Raw genomic sequence first — 15,280 nt, 5'->3', positions numbered from 1 at the left:
AAACGCCCAATCCCGCCGCCCCGTCCCGCCTCGTCCTGCTGCCGGCGCGGAGACACCCCCTCTTCCCCGCATCGTCAGCTGCCCTCGTTCCCTACGTCCCCGCAAATTCCCGCCACCTCGCAGAGATTTCCCCCGTCCGGCGCTCCAGCGCCCCGGTGAAGCCGTCCTGCCACGCGTTGTGGGCGGCCAGCAACGCCGGCGCCCGCTCCCGCGCGGGCCGGCGCGGAGGTGCGCCGCGGCACACGCCCTGCTCCTCTCGGCCGGCATGCTGCGCTCCTCCCGCCCCTCTTCCCGCTCCGCCGTGCTGCTCGCTCTCCTGCCCCTGATCGCCGGCTGTGCCGCCCGGCCCTTGCCCGCCCGGCTCGCTTCCACCGAGGTCGTGCTCGCGCCCGCCCCCGCCGCGACCTCGTCCGACCCGCACGCCGCGTCCGACGCCGAGGCGGGCGGCGTGATCCTGGCCTGGGGCAGCATCGGCGGCGCCCCGCCGCGGACATGGCACCTCGCCGAGGACGGCGCGGTGATCGGCGAGGAGCCCGGGATCGTCGTGGCGACCCGGCGCGGCGCGTGGCGCTGGGCGGTGCGCGAAGAGCAGGTGGCCACCTCGGCCTGCGAGACCTGGAACGGGACCCAGGACGAGCCGGGCGAGGGCACCGGGACCCGCGCGACGCTCGTGCGGCGCGGGGAGGTCGGGCGCCAGGAGGTGATCGCACCGCCGGACGAGGAGGGCCTCCGCGAGATCCAGCACACGGCGACGTTGCTCGGGAGCGTGGGGCCGTACCTGTTCGTCGAGGAGCGCACGTACCGCGACGGCTGCGGCGCGCACGGCTCCGAGGGCGCGGCGTTCGTGGTGTGGAACGCCGAGGTGGGCGCGGCGGTCGACCTGCTGGCCGAGGTGCCCGGCGTCCCGGCGCTGCAGGAGGCGGCCGAGGTGGTCCTGGACGAGTCCGAAGAGGACCCGGGGGTCGCGCAGCAACAGGAAGACACGCCCGACCTCGTGCAGATCGCGCCGGCCTACGGCTCGAGCGGACGGCTCCAGCTCACGGCGCAGCTCGCGCGCTTCGCCTGTTACGCGTGCGGCGACGGCGTCTGGGGCTCCTACTCGCGCTCCGCGACGGTGCCGCTCACGGAGCGGCCGGCACGCCTCTCGGCCTGGGCGTCGCCGCCGCCTGCGGTGCAGACCTTCCTGGCGCGCACGCCGGGCGTCGCGCTCGGCGGCTGGTCGCGCTTCGCGGAGGAGCGCTGACCTCGCCTCCTGCGGCCCGGCGCGCCGCCCCCCGCACCCCCGGCGCTACGCGCGCCCCCTCGCCGCGGCCGTCGCGTACGGCGGATCGTACCCTGCGCGCACGGCGCCGAGGTCGGCGCGCATCGTCCTCGCGTCGGGGTAACGCTGCTGCTTGTCGAACGCGAGGGCGCGGTCGACGACGGCGCACAGGCCGGGCGGCGCCGTGGGGGCGTGCAGCGCGAGCGGCGGCGCCTTCTCGGTGGCGGCGGCGATGAGCAGGCGCGCGTCCTCCAGGTTGCCGTGGATCGTGCGGCCGGCGAGCAGGCGGAACATCGTCGCGCCGAGGCCGAACAGGTCCGTCCGGCCGTCGATCTCGCGGATGAGGCCCAGGGCCTGCTCGGGCGCCATGTAGTCGTCGGTGCCGATCGACACGCCCGTGCTGGTCTTCGTCATCTCCGGCATGCCCGCGGCGTCCTCGAGCAGCGGATCGAGCACGCGCGCGAGGCCGAAGTCGAGCACGCGCACGCGGCCGTCGTTGCCGATGTGCAGGTTCTCGGGCTTGAGATCGCGATGGATGATGCCGTGGTCGTGCGCCAGCGCCAGCACCTCGAGGACCCGCTCGGCGAGCGCGATCACCTGGCCGATCGGGAGCGTCCCGTGCCGGGCCATGCGGTCCCAGACGGTCTCGCCCTCGAGCACCTCCATCGCCATGTACACCGCGCCGTCCTGCGTGGCGCCCGCCTCCAGCACCTGCGGCAGCCCCTCGCAGATCGGCGCCAGCGCCGCCAGCGCGATGCCGATCGGCCCCTCGCGCAAGAACCGCTTGCGCACCTCGTCGATGCTGGCGAGCTCGGGGTGCAAGAGCTTCACCGCCGCCACACACCCGTCGGCGCGACGGCAGTAGAAGACGCTCGCCATGCCGCCCACGCCGAGGACGCGCTCGACCGCCCACGGGCCGATCCACGTGCCAACGCGCTGCTGTGCCAGCTCTTCCTCGATCCCCATGGAGGGGATGGTATCACCTGCGCCCGGCCGCGGGGCGGCGGCTGGAGGGGCGAGCAGCCGATAGGAGAGGGGCCGAGGGAGAGGGCTCGAGGCGGCTTCCCGTGGAGCCCTCCGGCGTCTAGCTTCATGGCATGAGCACCACGCCCCTGACGAACCGACAGTACCGCTTCAAGTCCCGACCCGAAGGGATGCCGGACCGCAGCCACTTCGAGCTCCGCACGAGCCCGGTGCGCGAGCCGGGCGACGGCGAGATCCTCGTCCGCACCCGCTACCTGTCCGTGGATCCGACCAACCGGCTCTGGATGAGCGACACGAAGCAATACATGCCTCCCGTGAGCGCGGGCGAGGTCATGCGCGCCGGCGGGGCCGGAGTCGTCGAGGCATCCCGCCACCCCGACTACCGCGCAGGCGATCTCGTGACCGGGCTCCTCGGCTGGCAGGACTACAACGTGGGTCGACCCGAGGACATCCCGCTCCTCGCGCCGCTGCCCAAGCTGGACGCGCCGCTCTCCGCGTTCCTCTGCCCGCTCCACCTCACCGGCGGGCTCACGGCGTATTTCGGTCTCTTCGAGACGGCGAAGCCGAAGGCCGGCGAGACGCTGGTCGTGTCCGCCGCGGCGGGGTCGGTGGGATCGCTGGTCGGCCAGATGGGCAAGATCGCAGGGTGCCGGGTGGTAGGGATCGCCGGGAGCGAGGCGGGATGCCGGTACGTCACCGAGGAGCTCGGGTTCGACGCGTGCATCAACTACCGGACCGAGGACGTGGCGAAGGGGCTCGAGCGCGAGTGTCCGAACGGGATCGATATCGACTTCGAGAACGTGGGGGGTGAGATCCTCGATGCGGTGCTCGACAAGATGAACCTGTACGGGCGGGTGGCGGTGTGCGGGCTGATCGCGACGTACAACGACAAGGAGCCGCGGCCTGGCCCCACGCAGTTTCCGCTGATCCTGATGCAGCGCCTGAGGGTGGAGGGGTTCATCGTCAGCGACTATCACGCGAGGTTTCCGGAAGCGATCGAGAAGATCTACGGGTGGATGAAGGAGGGGAGGATCAAGTGGAAGGAGCAGGTGGTGGACGGGCTGGAGAATGCGCCTGAGGCGCTGCAGATGCTGTTTCTGCCCAACAAGGTGGGGAAGCTTTTGATCAAGGTGTCGGATTAGGCGGAGGTGGGTGAGGAGGCCGGGTGGAGCGAGCACGCGAGACGAGGACGGAAGACGGAAGACGGAAGACGACGGGCGGTGTGCGCTGACGACCGTCGGCTGTGGGGTGGTGCCGGTTGAAACGGAACGCCGTTTGGCCGACCTAGATGCTCGTCCCTGGTTTCGCGACGACGGCAGGCCCCCGGCGGGGGTGCTCGCGGCGCGGCGTGCGGGACGGGCCGTTGTTTGAGCCCATAGAACGCCCAATCCCCGGCATCCGCACCGCGCCGAAGGACTGGGCGTTCTATGGGCGAGTTCGGCCCGTCCCGCGCGCCGCGCCGCGAGCACCCCCGCCGGGGGCCGTTCACCCCGGCACAACCTCCCCTGCACCAGGGACGAACCAGTCGACGAGGTACTCGGCCATCGCCTGCCCTCCCCTCCCCCTCCAGATGTCGCGCCCTTGACAAGACAGACCTGTCTGTCTTACTCACGGAGACCGTGACGGACGCCCGGCGCCACATCCTCGAGGTCGCAGAGCGCCTCTTCTACGCCGAGGGCTACCGCGCCGTCGGCGTAGACCGCCTAATCGCCGAAGCCGACGTCGCGAAAGCCACATTTTACCGCCACTTCCGGACCAAGGACGACCTGCTCGTGGCCGTGCTCGACGCACGCGACGCGCGCTTTCGCGAGTGGCTGGCCGGGCGGGTCGAGGCGCTCGCGGACGCTCCGGCTGAACGACCGCTCGCCGTCTTCGACGCGCTCGCCGAGCGGTTCGCCGCGAACGACTTCCGCGGCTGCGCGTTCCTCAACACGATGGTCGAGGTGGCGAACCGCAACCACCCCGCCCACGAGGCGTCGCAGCGCCACAAGCTGCGGCTCATCGATTACCTCGCGACGCTCCTCTGCGAGGCCGGCGTGCCGGACGCAAACGCGCTGGCGCCGCAGCTCATGTTGCTGATCGACGGCGCGACGGTGACCGCCGTCCGCGAAGGAGGGGCGGACGCCGCCGCGCGCGCCCGGTCCCTGGCCCAGGTGCTCCTCACCGCAGCGCGGCCAGGGAGGCGACGACGATGAACCAGATCCCGAGTGCCCCGAACCGCTCGAACCCACGTGCCGAGGAGCGCGCGCAGCGCACCAGGAAAGACCATGATGGCAAGGAGCGCTCGACACGCCTGCGGCGGCCCATGGCAGCCATCGTGGGGGCGGCCGCCGCTCCGCTGCTCGCGCTCGCGCTGTTCCTCATGGCGTGTGCGCCGGCGACGCGCGGCGAGACCAGCACGCCGCCGCCCGGACCGGCCGCCGAGACCTCGGTGGGACGACTCCAGTGGCGCGGCGGTCCGACGGCGATCCTCGAGCTCGGGGGCCTCCGGCTCCTCACCGATCCCGTCCTCGGGCCGCGCGGCCCCGCCGCGTTCGTGCTGCCGAAACACCCGTCGACCGGGGTCGAGAACGCGCCCGTCGCCCGCTACACGGATCCTCCCGGCGAGCCGCTCGGGCGCCTCGACGTCCTCCTCCTCAGCCACAACCACGCCGACCACTTCGACGCCGTCGCCAAAGAGACCCTCCCGAAGGACCTGCCCTTCGTGCTGCCTCCCGACGCGGCCGACGCGGCGCGCGCCGCGGGGTTCACGAGGCTGACGCCGCTCGACTGGGATCAGGAAACGGTGATCCCGGCGCGCTCCGGCCGCCTCCGGATCCTCGCCGTGCCGGCAAACCACACCCACGACCCGGAGCTCGACGCGACGCTCGGAAAGGGCAACGGGTACGTGCTGCGCTGGGAAGGCGAGAAGCCCTACGCCATCTACTGGACCGGCGACTCGGTCTTCACCGACCGCATGCGCGCGGTGGCGGCGCGCTTCGCGCCCATCGATCTCTGGCTCCCCCACCTCGGCGCCGTCGGCGTCGACGGGGCGCGCGGGCTCCGCACCATGAACGCCGACGAAGCCGTCGCCGCCGCCGCGCTCCTCCGCGCCCGGCACGTGATCCCGATCCACCACACCACGTTCGGCCATTACCGCGAGCCGGTCGCCGCCTTCGTCCAGCAAGCCTCCGCGAAGAGCCTGCCCGCGAGCATCCACGTCCCCACCGACGGGGCGTGGATGCCCCTCCCGCGTTGACGGCTCCCCCCCCACGACGGACCGAGGGCCAGGGCGCAAACCGGGCTCTCCGCGGGACTACGAAGAAACCTGCGGACCGCTCGGGGCGCCGGGCCACGCCCGCATCGCGGCCTCGGCGGCGGCGCGGAGGCTCTCCCGCGACGCGCCATCCCGCGCCTGGACCGACATCCCCAGCATGAGGGTCGTGTAGAACGTGGCCAGCGCGGCGGCGTCCGTGCCCGGCGCGAGCTCGCCGTCCTCGAGGCCTCGCTGGATCCGCGCCTGGATCGCGGCGTGCCAGACCTCACGGTACCCCCGCAGCAAGTCCTGGACGGGCCGGGCGCCGGGCGAGCAATAGGTCCCGCCCAGCGCGACCATGCAACCGGGCGGCTGACCGGGCCGGGTGAGCTCGTCGGCCGCCGTCTCGAGCAGCCGCCGCACCGCGCCCCGGGCCGTCGGCTCCTCGGCGAGGATGCGGCCCATGTAGCTGCCCCGCTCGGCAAGGTACCGGTCGACCGCCGCCCGGAACAGCTGCTCCTTGCCCCCGAACGCCGCGTAGAGGCTCGACGGGCTGATGCCCATCGCCGCGCTCAGCTCGTCGAGCGACGCCGCCTCGTACCCCCGGTCCCAGAACAAAACCATGGCCCGCTCCAGCGCCGCCTCCTGATCGAAGCAGCGCGGCCGCCCTCGCCCACGCTGGAGCTCCCCCGTCGCTTTTTTCATAACGACCGTTCCATAAATCCCTTGACGGACAGGTGAAGCCTACCTAGCTTCCATTTAAGGAACGATCGTTCCAGAAAAAAGGAGGGACATCACCATGGGTACATTGAAGGGCAAGGTTGCGCTGGTCACCGGGGGTTCGCGGGGTATCGGGGCGGCGATCGCGAAGCGGCTGGCGCACGAGGGCGCCGCCGTGGCCATCACCTACACCGCGTCGCCCGCGAAGGCGGCCGAGGTGGTGCACGCCATCGAGGCGGCGGGCGGCAGGGCAGTCGCCGTCCGGGCGGACAGCGCCGACGTCGAGGCGGTGAGGAGCGCCGTCGCCCAGACGGTGAAGACCTTCGGCCGGCTCGACGTGCTGGTGAACAACGCCGGCGTCGCCGCCATGGCGCCCATCGATCAGGTCTCGCTGGAGGAGTTCGACCGCCTCATGGCGGTCAACGTCAGGGGCCTCTTCGTCGCCACGCAGGAGGCCGTCCGCCACCTGGGCGAGGGCGGGCGCATCATCAACATCGGGAGCGTCTCCGGCGACGTGGCGCTCGCGCCCGGGATGGCCGTCTATTCCGCGACCAAGGGAGCGGTCGCCGGCCTGACCCGCGGCTGGGCCCGGGATCTCGGGGCGCGCGGCATCACGGTGAACAACGTCCAGCCTGGCCCCGTGGACACCGACATGAACCCGGCCGACGGACCGCTCGCCACCCAGTTCAAAGGCCAGATCGCCGTGCAGCGCTACGGACAGAGCGACGAGGTCGCCAGCCTGGTGGCGTACCTGGCCGGCCCCGAAAGCGCCTTCATCAACGGCGCCAACCTGAAGATCGACGGCGGCTTCACCGCCTGATCGCGCCCCTGCGGCCGCCGGGGCGACGACCGCGAGAGAGCACGGTCAATCCGACCAGTGGATCGTCTCCTCGGACCGGCCGCCGAACGCGGCGCTGGGCACCGTCCAGGTGCGGAATCGCCGGTCGCTGCGCACGTAGCTGCGGACGCCGTCCGCCGCGAAGAAGGCCTTCATCCCATGCTGGAGCTTCGGAAAGTCGTCGAGCAGGCCGGGCTGGAGCGGCCAGATCGACTCGAGGGCAAACGCCATCGTGGCGTCGGCAAGCGTGTAGCGGCCAGGGAGCACCCAGTGCTCGGCGTCGGCGCTCGTGCGCTCGAAATACTTCTCCAAGAGGTCGAGCTTCGTGGCCGTCGACGTCCGGTGCGCAGCGCGGACCTCGTGGAAATTTGGCCCGAAACAAACGAGACCGACCTCGAGCAGCAGCTCGTTGGCGATCTCCGTGACCTCGTCGATGCGCGCGGTCTCCTCGATCGTGCTCCCGTAGAGGTCCAGCTTGCGCGCGACATAACGGTCGATCGCCAGGGACTGACAGAGGACGAACGCCCCGTCCTTCAGCACCGGGAGCTGGCCGAACGGCGTGATTTGCAGGAACCGCGCCTTGCCGTCCGGTCCGTCCCAGAGCTCCATCGGAATCGCCTCGAACTCGTAACGCGCTCCGACCAGCTCCAGCATGAGCCGCGCTGGCTCGATGCGCCCACGCACGGGGAAGTATGTCAGCTTCATCCTCGTCCTTTCGGCGGTTGCGGCGAGCACCCTATCGCAACCGAGCCGCCGGGGGCACGCCCGCGGACGAGGCGGCCCTCACCAGCGCGCCCTGGCCTGCTCCACCGCCAGCCTGGCCTCATCCACCCACGGCGCCAGGCGGCCACGCAGGCCCTCGACCACGGCCGCGGGCGCCGTATCGGGGGAGCCCGCCTGGAACGGCGGGTCGGGGTCGTACTCCATGACGAGCTGCGCCGTCTGCGCCGCCGCCTCTCCGCGCATCTTGGCGGCGACCCGGAGGCCGAAGTCGATCCCCGACGTCACGCCGCCCCCGGTGATGCGGTTCCGATCCTCGACATACCGCGCGTCGACGCGCTCGGCCTCGAAGAGGGGCAGCACCTCGCGCAGGCCCCAGTGCGTCGTCGCGCGGTACCCGCGGAGCAGCCCCGCCGCGCCGAGCACCAGCGACCCCGTGCAAACGCTCGTCACGTAGGTCGCCGCCTCCCCGCGCGCCGCGAGGAAGTCGAGGACCTCGCTGTCCTTCATCACCGCGATCGTGCCGTCCAGGCCGCCGGGGACGAACAGGATCTCGAGCGCCTCGGGGCACGTCTCGAAGGTCGCCGTCGGGAACAGGGTGATCCCGGAGTCCGTGGTCACCGGGTCGAGCGTCTTCCACACGAGGTGCACCTGCACATTTTCAAGCGTGGTGAACGCGGTCTGGGGTCCGATGAGATCGAGCGCGGTGAAGCGCGGGTAGACGAGCATGGCGATGTGTTGCATCGGGGAGCCCTCTCCTTGCGGCGTGCCAGGGGTCTGCTCCGGGGCGCCGTCGTCCGGCGCGCACCCGGTCAGCGAATGCAGGGTTGCGATGGCCGCGCTCGCCGCGGCGAGATCCAGTATCTGTCGACGTCTCATGCACGCAGCTCTACGCGCTGCGAGCTCGATTCACCATGCGACATGTTGTCCTGCGACACCCTGTCGCATCGGGGAGCGGCGCGGCGGGCGCCGGGAGCTCAGGGGACGACCGACTCGGACCCCGGCGAGCAGTTCCCCGCGAGGGGAACACAGGTGAGCCGGTTCTGCATGAAGCTCACCCGCCGCGGGATCTCGACCTGCTTGACGAAATTCGAGAGCACCCCGGTGCCGTCTGGGCCCGGGACCGCGAAGGGCGCCACGTGATAGAAGGTGGCCAGCTGCTCCGTCTCGAAGTTGTGGCACCCGTTGCAGGTCTGCCCGGCGAACGCGTGGCGCAGCGGCTCGTCCGTCCCGGGGAACACCCATTTCGTGGCGGAGGGGACGATGCTGCCCTCCGCCTCTCCGCCGAGGAACTGCGCACCGAGCGGCGTCACGCCGGCGATGATCCCGGCGCGGTTCGCGAGCAGGAAGCCCTCGAGCGCCGCGTCGCCGTTGAGCTGCTGATCCGGGGTCTGGGCGGCGAGGGAGAGCCTCAGGAAGGCCTGGTAGCCGGTCGGCTCCGGGACGAGGTGGAACTCGCGCCACGACCAGGGGGCGCCGCCCAGCAGGCTCTCGCTCGTGCGGAGCTGGCCGAGCGCGCTCGCGTTGGGGTTGCCCATCGTGCTGCGCTCGGCGCCGCGCTGCGTGAAGAGGTCCGTGATCTCCTGGAGCTCCTCGTTGTACTGCGCGCCGAAGGGGTATTGCCCGAGCGCGTGAAAGCGGGTGATCCAGCTGAGCCGGTCCGTCACGAGCGCGTTGTTCGGGAGGCGGTACTCGAAGATCACGGTCATCCCGGCGACGGGGCGGTTCTGGGGGATGATGCCGAACACGAAGCGCGCCTCGCCGCTGCCGCTCGCGTGCAGGTCGGTCCGGTTGAAGATGCCGAGGAGCCGAAAGGGCGCCTGCGCGAGGTCGAGCTTGCCGTCAGGCCGCGTCGGCCAGAGGTCCAGGAGCGGCGACAGCGCGCGGGACGTCGTGGGATACCCGTTGATGGTGAGCGGCTGGAACCCCTCCAGCCACTCCGCGACGAAATCCGCAGGATCGACGCCGCTCGGGGTCATCTGCTCGATCAGGTAGCGGAAGCTCCAGGGGCCGCCCGTCGCGCTCGAGGCGCGCGCGTCCTGCGTGACCGACGGGTCGACGATCGCGATCTCCTTGTAGGGATCGACGGCCGGCCCCGCCCCGCAGGCGCCGGCGCAGGTGAAATTCTGGATCTGGTCGGCGCTGACGCTGCCGAGGCTCACGGAGCTCGGCGTGATCGTCGCGCTCGGCTTCTGGGCGGCGAGCGAATACACGCCCGCGGGCAGGCCGAGGAAGATGAAGTTGCCGTGGCTGTCGGTGACCGTCGACGCGCTCACCGGGCCGCTGAGCTGGACGGTGACGCCGCTCATCCCCGCATTCGCGGCGTCGTTGCCGACGTGCCCCGCGACGGCGATCCCGCCGCTCAGCGCGGCCGCAGCGCCGCCCAGGGAGCGCTGCTCTTCGATCGGCTCGACGCCGCAGGACACGAGCGCGAGGGAGGTCAAACCCAGAAAGCGAGGGCGCCAGCGGCGCAGCGCGGTGCTCATCGACAAGGATCCTTTCGCTACAGGGAAGCAGGCGCGCGGAACGCGCGCCTGTGTAGAAGGACCTGGAGCCCGATCCGTCAAGGCGGTTTGCACTATTTCACAGACGCGAGCGCGAGACAGAGCGCCTGCGCGGCGCGCCGCTCAACGTCGGAGTCCGCGGCGCCCAGCGAGCGCCGGCGAGGCCACCGCGCGCGGCGGGCGGCGCGCGACGGCGGGCGATGAGCGCGCGACGGCGGGCGATGAACGCTTGCGCCGGGAGCAAGGCGGACACTATGTTCCCGCCGCGCGCGTCCTCGCCGGCGCTGCCCCCGCGCGGCGCAGCACATACCGTACCTGGACCACGCTGCCGTACCGTGCAACTGCCAAGGAGATGAAGATGGCAATCTCAATGTATCAATCCTCGATTCCCGTGCTCGTGAGGATGCTCGGCAACCTCTCCGCGATCCTCACCAAGGCCGAAGCGTACGCGCAGGCCAAGAAGATCGAGCCCCGCGTCCTGATCGAGGGGCGCCTCTCCCCGGACATGTTCCCGCTCGCGCGGCAGGTGCAGATCGCCACCGACATGGCCAAGGGCTGTGGGGCGCGCCTCGCCGGCGTGGACCTGCCGAAATACGAGGACAACGAGGCCACCTTCGACGAGCTGCAGGCCCGCCTCGCCAAGACGATCGCGTTCTTGAACAGCCTGCGGCCCGAGCAGATCGACGGGTCGGAGGATCGCGACATCACGATCCCCATGGGCAACAATCCGCCCCTGCAGCTCAAGGGCCTGAACTATCTTCTTTATTGGGTCCAGCCCAACTTCTATTTCCACGTGACCACCGCGTACGCGATCCTGCGCCACAACGGGCTCGAGATCGGCAAGATGGACTACCTCGGCCCGCGCTGAGCCGCAGATCCCAGCGCGAGCGACGCGGCGCCGGCGTTCATGGAAGAGGACGCCCGCCGCCGAGCGCGTCGCTCGCCGCCGACCGCGCCCGAGTCACCGCGATCACGGATCACCACGAACTCGACGCGACCCACGAGACCCTACATCTCGGGGCGTCTGGCAGGGTCGAAGTTCTGTCACCGGTGAGCGGCGCTACCTCGAACAGGGGAGCGCCGGCTTGACATGTCCTGAGCGTTTTGCTCTTCTCCCGGGGGGCGAAACGCGTGGCCAAAACAAACATCTCTCCTGCTTCAGAGTCGGTCCGTTCGTTCTTCGCCTCCTGCCCCGAGATGCTGTTCATCGCGGGGCTCGACGGTGAGCTCGTGGTTTGCAGCGACACCCTGCGTCAGTCGCTGGGGCTCGCGCCAGATCAGGAGACGTCGCTCACGGCCCTCGCCCACCCCGACGATCGCGAGGCGGTCGCGGCCAGCCTCGCCCGGCTGAAGGGCGGCGGCGATCCCGTGCAGATCGACGTGCGCTGGCAAAACGGCCGTGGAGCGTACGCGACCCTGTCGTACAGCGCACGCCGCTCGCCGGAGGGAGACGTGGTCCACGGCTCGCTGCGGCCGGCCGCCGGCGCGGCCAACGGCGATGCGCGGACGGCGAAGCTGAAAGGCGCTCTCCTCGACTGCATCGCAAACCAGGTGGACATGGCCGTCTGGGCCATCAACCCGGAGGGGACGTTCGTCTACCACGACGGCAAGGGGGTCGAGAAGGCCGGCATCCGGCGGGGCCAGCTCCTCGGGCAGAACCTCTTCGAGGTCTACAGCGCTGCGCCGGAGATCATCGAGGGCGTGAATCGGGCGCTCGCCGGGGAGGAGATGCACATCTACAGCGGCGTGCACGACCTCCACTGGGAGAGCTGGTTCTCCCCGGTGCGCGGCGGCGACGGACGCGTCGAGATGGTGGCGGGACTCACGTTCAACGTCACCGAGCTGCGGACGACCGAGGAGGAGCTCCGCTCGAAGCTCCTCCAGATCGAGAAGCAGCAGGAGGTCATCCGCAACCTGTCCACGCCCATCATCGAGGTGTGGAGCGGGGTGCTGACGCTGCCGCTCGTGGGCGTCGTCGACAGCATGCGGACCGCCGACGTCATGGATGCGCTGCTCACGCGGATCGTGGACCAGCAGGCGCGTTATGCGATCCTGGATCTCACGGGCGTCAACATGGTCGACTCGAGCGTGGCCAGCAACATCATCCAGCTCGTGACCGCCATCCGGCTGCTCGGCGCCGAGGGCATCGTGGCGGGCATCAAGCCGAACGTGGCGCAGACGATGGTCTCGCTCGGGCTCGATCTCTCGCAGATCCCGACGCAGCGGAACCTGCGCGCCGCCCTCGCCTTCTGCATTCAAGGCATGAGCCGAGAGCAGCAGAAGCAGCCGCCGGCGGGTCGGCCCGCTACCGGGTGACGGCCGCGGCGCCCGGCGACGCCGCGGCGCCCGTCCAGGCCTCCTCGGCGGCGGTGTGGGTGGGCAGCGCAGACCACGGCGATCGCCCCTCGAACAGGATGGGGCTTCCACCCGACCTCGAGGATCTGCGATCCTCTCTGCAATGCTCCGCCATCTCCGCGCCGTCCCGCTGCTCGCCTGTTTTCTCTTCGGCCTCGCCTCCGTGGCGACCGCCGAGCCGGCCCCGGCGCCTCCGCCCGACCCGGATCGCCCGCTGCTCTGCTGCGACGGCAGCCTGTCTCCCTCGTGCACCTGCAACGGCCCGCGGCGCGGATGCTGCTCGCACCACAAGGGCGTCTGCGGGTGCGCGGGCGGCGAGTAGCGGCGCGGCTACCCCTCGCCGCTCAGGCGAGCCAGCTTGTCCGGATTCCGCACGATGTAGATGTTCGTCGCCGCGCCGCGCTCGTCGTAGGCGAAGGACACGCACGCCGTCGCGGCTCCGTCTTTGCGCAGGACGACGCCCCGACCGCCGTTGATGTCGGCCGCGTCCCACGCGTAGGCGCTCCAGTACTCGCGGAGCGCGCGGCCGATGAAGTCGAGCACCTCCGCCTTGCCCCGCAGGACGTGGAGCACGGTGGGGACCTTGCCGCCGCCGTCGGCGCAGAGCTCGATGTCGTCCGAGAGCAGGGCCGCGAGGTCCTCCGTGCCGCCGCTCGCGACGGCCGCCTGGAAGGCGGCGAGCAGCCGCTCCTGCCGGTCGGGCGGGGTGACGTGCCGCACCCTCGACTGGTCGATGTTGGCGCGCGCGCGAGAGACCAGCTTGCGGCACGCGCTCTCCTGGAGATCGAGCGCCGCCGCGATCTCCGGATAGGACACGTCGAAGATCTCGTGCAGCAGATAGGCCGCCCGCTCCTTCGGCGTGAGGCGCTCGAGCACCAGCAGGAACGCCGTCTGGAGGGACGACGCCAGCGAAAGGTGCTCGTCGGTCCGGTGCTCGGCCGACGTCTGGAGGGGCTCGGGCAGCCACGCGCCCACGTAGTCCACGCGGGTCTGGCGCGCGGACCGCAAGAGATCGATGCTCCGGCGCGTGCAGGTCGTCGTGAGCCACGACGCCGGGTTCTCGATCGCGCTCCGGTCGGCGTCCTGCCACTTCAGGTACGTGTCCTGCACCGCGTCCTCGGCCTCCGCGCGCGAGCCGAGGATGCGGTACGAGAGGCCGAGGAGCATGGGCCTGGCCGCCTCGAAGGCGGCGCCGTCGTCGCGCTGCGCCATCTCAGTGCCTCGACACCTGGATGCGGTTCCACAGGTTGATCATGGCCACGACCGAGGTCAGGACGCCGATCTCCTGCTCGGAGAAGTGCTCCCGCAGCCTCGCGCGGAGCGCCTCGTAGTCGGTCCGCCGGTCGAGCACGGTCAGCGCCTCGGTCCAGGCGAGCGCGGCCCGCTCGCGCTCGCTGAAATCGCTGACGTGCTCCCAGACGATCAGCCGGTCCAGCCGCTCGTTCGTCTCGCCCACCTCCCGCGCCTCCTTCGTGTGCATCTTCACGCAGAAGGCGCACTGGTTGATCTGGGACGCGCGCAGCTGCACGAGGAATACGAGCTTGCGATCGAAGCCGTGCTCGTCCATCACGCGATGCACTCCGGCCAGCGCCTGCAGCACGTCCGGGATCACCTGCTCGTACCTCACGGCTGTATTTTTGCTCACGGTCGCTCTCCTGGGTCACGGGCATGTCCGCCCTTCCCCAGGATGACGATCCAGCCCTCGCGCCTGTGACGTCTACCTGACGTGATCTTCTCGCCCCGCCGCTCGCCGGCGTGGCTCATGCTCACGCCCGCCGCGGGCTGCGTGAACGCGATTGCCGTCGTCGCGCGCGAGCCCTTCGTGACCCATGTGACCGGAACGGTGACTCACCGGATCGTGTACCCGCCGTCCACGAGGAGCGACGTGCCGGTGATGTAAGAAGCCCAGTCGGAGAGCAGGAACACGACCGGCCGCGCCACCTCCTCGGAGCTCGCCGCGCGGCCCATCACCGTGCCCGCGATGAAGGCCTGAAAGATCGGATCCGAGTTCTTCACGTGGTCCCAGATCTCGGTGCTCACCGGCCCCGGCAGCACGGCGTTCACGCGGATGCCGCTCGCCGCGTAATCGATGGCCGCGGCCTTGGTGAGCCCGAGGATCCCGTGTTTGGACGTGACGTAGGGGCTGAAGCTCGGACCGCCGACGGTGCCCAGGATGGAGGAGCAGTTCACGATGGAACCGCCGCCGGTCTCCTTCATCGCCCGGATCTCGTGCTTCATGCTGACGAAGATGGAGTCCAGGTTCGCCCCGAGCAGCGCCCGGTACTCGTCGGCCGAGATCTGCTCGAGCGTGCCGACAGGACCGGGGATCCCGGCGTTGTTGAAGGCGCCGTCCAGCCGCCCGTACGCGCGCAGCGCCGACGCGACGAGCGCCTCGATCTCGTCGTCCTTGGTGACGTCGGTGCGGACGAACAGCGCCTCGCCGCCCTCGGCGCGGATCCGGGCGACGACCTCTTCTCCCCGGTCGGCCCGGCGGCTCGCCGCCACGACCTTCGCGCCCTGGCGGGCCGCCTCGATTGCCGCAGCAGCGCCGATGCCCGACGTCGCGCCCGTGACGATGATGACCTTGTTCTCGAGAAGCACCATGGGACCTCGCGCGCCGCTCCATGGCGAGGGCCTCCGTGGCCTCAGCGCCGAAGCGACCG

Annotated in this window: 16 protein-coding genes; 8 read left to right on the top strand and 8 right to left on the bottom strand. The window is 70.9% G+C overall.

The window, feature by feature from the left end; all coding sequences use genetic code 11:
* The first annotated feature begins 301 nt into the window (after positions 1-301).
* A complete protein-coding gene (locus WMF43_RS49525) occupies positions 302-1,243 on the top strand; it encodes a hypothetical protein (protein ID WP_437675919.1) in 942 nt (313 codons plus the stop codon).
* Positions 1,244-1,288: 45 nt separating this feature from the next.
* Here WMF43_RS49525 and WMF43_RS49520 read toward each other — a convergent pair whose 3' ends face one another.
* On the bottom strand, positions 1,289-2,227 hold the full coding sequence (locus WMF43_RS49520) for a serine/threonine-protein kinase (RefSeq protein ID WP_437675918.1): 939 nt from the start codon (positions 2,225-2,227) through the stop codon (positions 1,289-1,291).
* 131 nt (positions 2,228-2,358) lie between these two features.
* Here WMF43_RS49520 and WMF43_RS49515 point away from each other — a divergent pair, with 131 nt between their 5' ends.
* The 3 genes from WMF43_RS49515 (at position 2,359) to WMF43_RS49505 (ending at position 5,483) form a co-directional block, all read left to right on the top strand.
* A complete protein-coding gene (locus WMF43_RS49515; RefSeq protein ID WP_437675916.1) occupies positions 2,359-3,387 on the top strand; it encodes an NADP-dependent oxidoreductase in 1,029 nt (342 codons plus the stop codon).
* 477 nt (positions 3,388-3,864) lie between these two features.
* Entirely contained in the window at positions 3,865-4,440 is a 576-nt protein-coding gene (locus tag WMF43_RS49510) for a TetR/AcrR family transcriptional regulator (protein WP_437675914.1), read from the top strand.
* Positions 4,437-5,483, top strand: coding sequence for an MBL fold metallo-hydrolase (locus WMF43_RS49505; protein ID WP_437675912.1), 1,047 nt, complete (start codon positions 4,437-4,439; stop codon positions 5,481-5,483). The genes WMF43_RS49510 and WMF43_RS49505 overlap by 4 nt, the downstream gene beginning before the upstream one ends.
* A gap of 57 nt (positions 5,484-5,540) precedes the next feature.
* Here the strand turns inward: WMF43_RS49505 and WMF43_RS49500 are convergent, their stop codons facing one another.
* Complete coding sequence (locus WMF43_RS49500; RefSeq protein WP_437675911.1) at positions 5,541-6,185, bottom strand: TetR/AcrR family transcriptional regulator; 645 nt, start codon at positions 6,183-6,185, stop codon at positions 5,541-5,543.
* A 94-nt stretch (positions 6,186-6,279) separates the two neighbouring features.
* Between WMF43_RS49500 and WMF43_RS49495 the strand changes: the two genes are divergently transcribed.
* Positions 6,280-7,020, top strand: coding sequence for a 3-oxoacyl-ACP reductase family protein (locus tag WMF43_RS49495; protein WP_437675909.1), 741 nt, complete (start codon positions 6,280-6,282; stop codon positions 7,018-7,020).
* A 45-nt stretch (positions 7,021-7,065) separates the two neighbouring features.
* Here the strand turns inward: WMF43_RS49495 and WMF43_RS49490 are convergent, their stop codons facing one another.
* The 3 genes from WMF43_RS49490 to WMF43_RS49480 all read right to left on the bottom strand — a co-directional run bounded on the left by WMF43_RS49490 (position 7,066) and on the right by WMF43_RS49480 (position 10,244).
* The gene (locus WMF43_RS49490; protein ID WP_437675907.1) at positions 7,066-7,743 is read right to left on the bottom strand and encodes a glutathione S-transferase family protein; all 678 of its coding nucleotides are present in this window, start codon (positions 7,741-7,743) and stop codon (positions 7,066-7,068) included.
* A gap of 78 nt (positions 7,744-7,821) precedes the next feature.
* Entirely contained in the window at positions 7,822-8,637 is an 816-nt protein-coding gene (locus WMF43_RS49485; protein WP_437675905.1) for a DJ-1/PfpI family protein, read from the bottom strand.
* Between the two features lie 98 nt (positions 8,638-8,735).
* Positions 8,736-10,244, bottom strand: coding sequence for a carboxypeptidase-like regulatory domain-containing protein (locus WMF43_RS49480; protein WP_437675903.1), 1,509 nt, complete (start codon positions 10,242-10,244; stop codon positions 8,736-8,738).
* 376 nt (positions 10,245-10,620) lie between these two features.
* On the opposite strand from WMF43_RS49480, the gene WMF43_RS49475 reads away from it, so the two are divergent.
* The 3 genes from WMF43_RS49475 (at position 10,621) to WMF43_RS49465 (ending at position 12,939) form a co-directional block, all read left to right on the top strand.
* Positions 10,621-11,130, top strand: coding sequence for a DUF1993 domain-containing protein (locus tag WMF43_RS49475; RefSeq protein ID WP_437675902.1), 510 nt, complete (start codon positions 10,621-10,623; stop codon positions 11,128-11,130).
* Positions 11,131-11,393: 263 nt separating this feature from the next.
* A complete protein-coding gene (locus WMF43_RS49470) occupies positions 11,394-12,578 on the top strand; it encodes an STAS domain-containing protein (protein WP_437675901.1) in 1,185 nt (394 codons plus the stop codon).
* A 142-nt stretch (positions 12,579-12,720) separates the two neighbouring features.
* Positions 12,721-12,939 (top strand): hypothetical protein, encoded by a 219-nt coding sequence (locus tag WMF43_RS49465; protein WP_437675899.1) that lies wholly within the window; start codon positions 12,721-12,723, stop codon positions 12,937-12,939.
* 8 nt (positions 12,940-12,947) lie between these two features.
* Here the strand turns inward: WMF43_RS49465 and sigJ are convergent, their stop codons facing one another.
* The 3 genes from sigJ to WMF43_RS49450 all read right to left on the bottom strand — a co-directional run bounded on the left by sigJ (position 12,948) and on the right by WMF43_RS49450 (position 15,221).
* The gene (sigJ, locus tag WMF43_RS49460; RefSeq protein ID WP_437675897.1) at positions 12,948-13,829 is read right to left on the bottom strand and encodes an RNA polymerase sigma factor SigJ; all 882 of its coding nucleotides are present in this window, start codon (positions 13,827-13,829) and stop codon (positions 12,948-12,950) included.
* A 1-nt stretch (position 13,830) separates the two neighbouring features.
* Positions 13,831-14,262 (bottom strand): carboxymuconolactone decarboxylase family protein, encoded by a 432-nt coding sequence (locus WMF43_RS49455; RefSeq protein WP_437675895.1) that lies wholly within the window; start codon positions 14,260-14,262, stop codon positions 13,831-13,833.
* Between the two features lie 203 nt (positions 14,263-14,465).
* The gene (locus WMF43_RS49450; protein WP_437675894.1) at positions 14,466-15,221 is read right to left on the bottom strand and encodes an SDR family oxidoreductase; all 756 of its coding nucleotides are present in this window, start codon (positions 15,219-15,221) and stop codon (positions 14,466-14,468) included.
* Positions 15,222-15,280 lie beyond the last annotated feature (59 nt).

It is taken from the genome of Sorangium sp. So ce131 (genome assembly GCF_051519095.1).
GTDB lineage: Bacteria > Myxococcota_A > Polyangia > Polyangiales > Polyangiaceae > Sorangium.
The sequence above is the reverse complement of the archived record's forward strand: the minus strand, read 5'-3'. Positions and strand labels throughout refer to the sequence as shown.